6 protein-coding genes are annotated in these 5,970 nt (G+C 58.0%); 4 read left to right on the plus strand and 2 right to left on the minus strand.

Going from position 1 to position 5,970, the window contains the following annotated elements; genetic code table 11:
• Positions 1-158: 158 nt before the first annotated feature.
• The gene (locus tag ASC74_RS25455) at positions 159-1,094 is read right to left on the minus strand and encodes a LysR family transcriptional regulator (protein ID WP_056745059.1); all 936 of its coding nucleotides are present in this window, start codon (positions 1,092-1,094) and stop codon (positions 159-161) included.
• A 112-nt stretch (positions 1,095-1,206) separates the two neighbouring features.
• Between ASC74_RS25455 and ASC74_RS25460 the strand changes: the two genes are divergently transcribed.
• The 3 genes from ASC74_RS25460 to ASC74_RS25470 are packed head-to-tail and all read left to right on the plus strand — an operon-like array spanning position 1,207 to position 3,278.
• A complete protein-coding gene (locus tag ASC74_RS25460) occupies positions 1,207-1,626 on the plus strand; it encodes an ester cyclase (protein WP_056745061.1) in 420 nt (139 codons plus the stop codon).
• Between the two features lie 3 nt (positions 1,627-1,629).
• Positions 1,630-2,718 carry an SDR family oxidoreductase gene (locus tag ASC74_RS25465; protein WP_056745064.1) on the plus strand — a complete coding sequence of 363 codons (1,089 nt, stop codon included), beginning with the start codon at positions 1,630-1,632 and terminating at the stop codon, positions 2,716-2,718.
• Positions 2,719-2,735: 17 nt separating this feature from the next.
• Positions 2,736-3,278, plus strand: a complete 543-nt coding sequence (locus ASC74_RS25470; protein ID WP_056745065.1) for a hypothetical protein — start codon at positions 2,736-2,738, stop codon at positions 3,276-3,278.
• A gap of 252 nt (positions 3,279-3,530) precedes the next feature.
• Here ASC74_RS25470 and ASC74_RS25475 read toward each other — a convergent pair whose 3' ends face one another.
• Complete coding sequence (locus ASC74_RS25475) at positions 3,531-4,697, minus strand: MFS transporter (RefSeq protein ID WP_048392538.1); 1,167 nt, start codon at positions 4,695-4,697, stop codon at positions 3,531-3,533.
• A 94-nt stretch (positions 4,698-4,791) separates the two neighbouring features.
• On the opposite strand from ASC74_RS25475, the gene ASC74_RS25480 reads away from it, so the two are divergent.
• On the plus strand, positions 4,792-5,685 hold the full coding sequence (locus ASC74_RS25480; protein ID WP_056745067.1) for a LysR family transcriptional regulator: 894 nt from the start codon (positions 4,792-4,794) through the stop codon (positions 5,683-5,685).
• Positions 5,686-5,970 lie beyond the last annotated feature (285 nt).

The following is a 5,970-nucleotide window of genomic DNA, read 5'->3' on the forward strand; positions in this document are numbered from 1 at the left end:
TCGTAGTCTACAGGTGCATGTTCCACCCTCGCTGACAGCTACCTGCCAACCGTTACCAGTATCGGTGAAGGCGGGACGGACTATCTATAATGGGTCGATCTCTGCCGGTCATGGTTTCATTGGTAACTTCGTTAGCTAATGTCTTGACTGAACCAATCTCAATTATTTTGGCTAGCGCCCCCATGCACCCATTTCGGGTCGCCCCCCAAGAGGTAACCTTCCGCATTTGCTATGGAAAGGGCTTCGAGCAGCACCTGCTCCAGGATGGCAAAAAAACATTTGATGTGAGCCTGTTTCAATGCCTGAGGCCGGGTCACCAGATAGACTTCCATATCTGGAAGTTGGAAATCCGGGAACAACTCGATCAAGTCCTTTGCCAGAATATGGGGCAGTACTGCCACACCCATTCCTCGCCTCACCGATTCGAGCTGAACCGCGAACGAGTTCACGCTGATCTGCGCGCGTTCCAGACCCGCGGCCTTTGCCGCACGCATTTGCGGCAACATGTCCAGCGGAGGAAGCAAGGCAATATTGACCGCAGTGGCCGGAGTCACCCCTGGATACCGTTTCAGATAACCTGCATCGGCGAAGACACCGTAAGCGAGCCTGCCTATTGGTCGATAAATCAGCGACGGTTCGCCTAGATGAGTTGTGCGTACAGCAATGTCTGCCACGCCGCGGACGATCTTGTGAAAGTCGGCTGTTGCCATCAACTCCACCGAGCAACGCGGGTGAAGAGAGGTGAAGCGACTCGCAGCCTCCAGCACGCAAGACGAAAATCCCTCTCCTGCACTGACCAGGACACTGCCAAATAGCTCTGTGTGTAGCCCGGACATGCCAGCAACGGTTTGACGCCTCAAGCCCGCCTCCGCCGCTAGGGCAACTTCCACGAGGGATTGGCCGCGCGAGGTCAACCAGCATCCTTCAACGCCCCGCTCGACGAGTAACTCGCCCAGGGCGCTCTCAAGTTGGGTCAACCGGCGGGACACAGTAGACGCCGCAATACCCAGCATTTGGCCAGCTTGAAGAAAGCTACCACGCCGCGAGACTGCCAACAACAGACGAAGATCGTCCCAATTTGCTTGCAACGCCATGCTTCATATCCTCCCTGATCTGCATATGTGCAAATCCATTATGCAGTAGTCGCCGTTTTTCGGGAGCCGCCTCAAAGGTATATCTACAAGCCCTCGAAAACGAATGGAATGTATGACTACTGGCCCCAACAACTATGCGGAACGCGCCGCCAGTGCCTTCAATCGCCGTGATGTGGAGGCGATGCTTGCGCTGGTTTGCGAAGACTTCATCTACCTCGATAGCATGGGGATACAAACCGGTCGCGAAGCCATGCGCAAACGAGAGATCGCATTGCTCGAAGCGCTCCCCGATGCCCAAGTGATTTTCAGCCCATTCGCCGTCGGTAACGATCGTTTGGCGCTGACTGCCTTCCTGACCGGCACATTCGCCGCACCCTTGGTGCTGCCAGGCCGGGTGATTCCACCTCATGGACGCCATATTACCGCGTACTACGCCGCACACTTCACCTTCAGAGACGGGCTGGCCATCCGTGAAGAGGCCTTCTTCGACAGTGCGGTGCTGATGCCGTTAGCCTATCCAGCTGAGGGTTGAGCCATGAACAGCGCATTCGTTACTGGCGCAACCGGCTTGTTGGGCAACAACCTGGTGCGTGAATTGGTCGCTCGTGGCTACGCGGTCAAAGCCCTGGTCCGCTCAAGAGCCAAAGGTGAACAGCAGTTCAACAATTTGCCGGGTGTGGAACTGGTCGTTGGGGACATGGCCGATGTCGACGCATTCTCAGCGTCGCTGCAAGGCTGCGATACGATGTTTCACACCGCGGCGTTCTTTCGCGACAACTACAAGGGCGGCAGCCACTGGAAGGAACTCGAAAAGATTAATGTGTCTGGTACGCGGTGCCTGCTAAACCAGGCCTACCGCGCCGGTATACGACGGTTCATCCATACGTCGTCCATTGCCGTGCTCGACGGCGCACCTGGAATGTCCATCGATGAGACATGTCTGCGGGCCGACGCCGATGCGGATGACTACTACCGAAGCAAGATCCTCGCCGACCGTGTCGTCTTGTCGTTCCTGGAGCTCCATCCCGAGATGCATGCCTGCATGGTCCTGCCTGGCTGGATGTGGGGCCCTGCCGACATTGGCCCGACCTCCTCGGGACAGTTGGTTAACGATGTCGTGCACGGCAAATTACCCGGACTGATCCCCGGTAGCTTCTCCGTTGTTGATGCCCGCGATGTGGCATTAGCGCAGATTGCCGCTGCCAAACATGGGCGGCGAGGTGAGCGCTATCTCGCGGCGGGCCGGCATATGACAATGCGTGAGCTGGTGCCTATTCTTGGACGTATAGCGGGCGTCAAGACCCCCGTTCGACAACTACCGCTCCCCTTACTATTCACCTTGGCGGCTGTGCAGGAGATTTATGCGCGTCTTACCAGCAAGCCCATTCTGCTGAGCATGGCCACGTTGCGCCTGTTGGTACGAGAGAAGGACCGCACCTGTTTCAACCACAGCAAGAGTGAACAAGAGCTTGGCCTGAGTTTCCGGCCACTAGAGCTGACAATCACCGACACGGTGGCGTGGTACCGCGATCACGATTGGTTTGAGAGTCAAACCTTAAGTTCCCGGAACCGCACTCCTTCCACAATGACCGCCCACCTGAACAAGGACGTAAACATACAGTGAGTAGGGAAATAATCCTGATGCGTCACGGCCAGCCAAAACTGGTCGCAACCAACAAAATGTCAGCGCTCGATATGGAAGACTGGATCGAGCAATACAACCGGTCCGAAATTACCCACCAACCCGTCCCGGATGCCAGTATGCAGCTCGCCGCAACCGCCAAGGTGATTGTCTCAAGCAGCGCGCCTCGTGCGCTGACCTCTGTCCAGGCTCTTGGCTTGAAGCCCGCCCTTGTCGACGCGCTTTTCTGTGAAGCGCAACTGCCTTATGGTCACTGGAAACTGCCACGGCTATCGCCGTTTACCTGGGCATTTATCCTTCGAGTCTTATGGTTGTGCGGTTACTCACGCAGCGTCGAATCCGCCGGAACTGCGAGGATGCGCGCCAGCACGGCAGCTCGACGACTTCAGTCCCTTGCCAGCGAAGGACCGGTTCTGCTGCTCGGTCATGGCTTTATGAATCGAATGATCGCCAAACAACTGGTGGCAGATGGATGGATTCGCCAAAAACGTAACGGCAGCCAGTATTGGAGTGCGACGGTGTACCGATATGGCGGTGTTTAAAAGGTGCCAACTGGCGCGGGGATTAAACGAAGAGAAAGTTCAGGTTGGTCGTTCATTTATAGAGATCCATTCTTTGGGACGCGAAAACCACGTTTTTCTACCCGCTCAGCCCCGTACAAAGGTGGGAGCTTGGAGTTTAGTTTCGCGATTTGTCTCGCTGGACAGATATCTATTGCTGCTGGTGGCGACAGGCAGAAAACGGCCACTTGCCGCCACTCATCGATGGTAACGAACCACTCCCCCTCATCTTCGTCACACCACTGCTGCTTCAATCGTTCTGGAACGCCAGGCATAAGCCAACACCATCAGCAACCCCAGAGCAGCCATCGCCGCTCCGGCCAGGGAAATCGCCGGATAACCCAGACCAGCGTTGATCACCGCTCCGCCCAGCGCTGCGCCAATCGCGTTGCCAAAATTGAAGGCGCCAATGTTCACCGCAGAGGCAAGATTGGGCGCGTCCTTCGCTGCTTCCATGACGCGCATCTGTAGCGGCGGCACCAGGGCGAAACTGGCGATACCCCATATCAGGATGGCCAGAGCAGCCGGCACCGTCCAACGCATCAGCAGGGTGAACGCCAGCAAGACGAGAATCAGAACGCTTAGCGAGACGATCAAGGTGCGATCTATCGAGCGGTCGGCAGCCTTGCCGCCCCACATATTGCCCAGCGTCAACCCCACACCAAAAAGAACCAGCATAGCGGTGATGTAGGCGGTGGAACTATTGGTCTCGCTGCTGAGGATCGGCGCGATGTAAGTGAAGACGGTAAACATTGCGCTCGATCCGACTACGGTCAGGGCCAACGCGCCCAGCACCGGACCACGCCCCAGTACCCGAATTTCGGCCATTACACCGACGCTTTGCGGCGTCTTCAGGTTAGGCAGGGCGAACCACAACGCGGCCATGGTCACCACGCCGAGGCCGGTAATTCCCCAGAAAGCGGTGCGCCAACCGAACAGTTCACCAAACCAGGCGGCCAGCGGCACACCGCCGATGGTCGCCAGGGTCAGGCCCATGAACATCGCCGCAACCGCCCCGGCACGTTTCTCCGGGGCGACCACGCTGGCGGCGACGATGGAGCCAACGCCAAAAAATGCACCATGGTTCAGTGAGGTCACCACCCTGGCGACCATGAGGCTGTAGTAATCGGTGGCCAGGGCTGACATCAGATTACCCAGGGTGAAAATCGCCATGAGCCCGATCAGCAGATAGCGCCGGGGAATCCTGCCGGTGGTCAGGGTCATCAGCGGTGCGCCGAGCAATACGCCCAGCGCATAAGCACTGACCAGCAAACCGGCGGCGGGAATGGAAACGCCCAGATCCGCAGCGATACCCGGCAACATGCCCATGGGGGCGAATTCTGTTACGCCGATGCCAAAAGCACCGATGGCGAGCGCGACAAGTGGTGGATTGATACGCATGGAAGGCTCCTTATCTATGCCGCTAATGTTACGATCCCGTCTTTTCAGGCGGTAGATAGCATTTTTGGCAATCACCTTTGCGCAGGAGGCACAAGTGGAATTCAACGGCAGGTCAGGTGAAATGAGCGTGTTCACCACCGTGGCGCAGGAAGGCAGCCTGTCGGCCGCCGCGCGTGCACTGGGTCTGACACCCTCGGCAGTCAGTCGGATCATCGCGCGTACCGAGCAACGTCTTGGCACCCGCCTGCTGTTGCGCACCACCCGAGCGATCACCTTCACTGCCGAGGGCGAAGCGTTCCTGCGCGGCGCCCGGCGTATCCTGGCCGACATGGACGAGGTCGAAGAAGCCATCGCCGACCAGGGCGTACCCAGGGGGCGATTGCGGGTCAGTGCCGCCCTTGGCCATGGGCGGCTAGCCATCGTTCCCTTGGTCGCAGCATTCAGCGCCCGTTACCCGAACATCGTCGTCGACCTCACCCTCGGCGACGAAGTGGTCGACATTCTCGGCGGGCAGGCCGACGTCGCGGTCCGCTTTGGCCATCTGCCCGACAGCCCGCTGACCGCGCGCAGGATCGGCGACACCGGCCAGATAGTGGTGGCATCGCCCGAGTATCTGCAGCGCCACGGCATCCCCCAGGAACCGGAAGACCTGCTACAGCACAACTGCCTGCGCTTCAACTTCCGGCGTGTCGAACCCAACTGGCCGTTCATCCGCGATGGAAAAGAGTTTTCCCTAAAGGTCAGCGGCAACATCGAATGCAGCAGTGGTGAAGCGCTGGCACAACTCGCGCGAGTAGGTGCCGGCATTGCACGTATCGGTGAGTTCAGCGTGAGCGAGGATCTGCAGCGCGGCGACCTGATTCCGCTGTTGGAAGCCTGGAACCCCGGGGACCAGGAACCGATTCATGCGGTGTTCGTCGGCGGGGCGGCAATGCCGGCGCGGGTGCGATTGTTCGTGGACTTCTTGCTGGAACATCACCGGATGTAAGCGGAGGCGTAAGCTGATATTTCCGGGTACTCGTTATGTTGAAGTGACCAAAACATTTTTGGGTGCACTATCAATAGGTGGTTTGCCTTACTGGAACAATCGTGAGCTCTGGCATTGATGGGTCGTCCGCACGTCTTAAATGGCCGTCGTGAAAGACCGACTTTTTCAACAGAATCGGCCAATAGCTGGAGAGTGTCAGATTTTTTGTGTGCGGGCCGGTAATGGCCTGCCGTCAGGCAGGCCTTCATTTCACCAGGTCGGCCTGATGAATCGATCTCCGTACAA

Source organism: Pseudomonas sp. Root329, assembly GCF_001424925.1.
GTDB lineage: Bacteria > Pseudomonadota > Gammaproteobacteria > Pseudomonadales > Pseudomonadaceae > Aquipseudomonas > Aquipseudomonas arabinosi.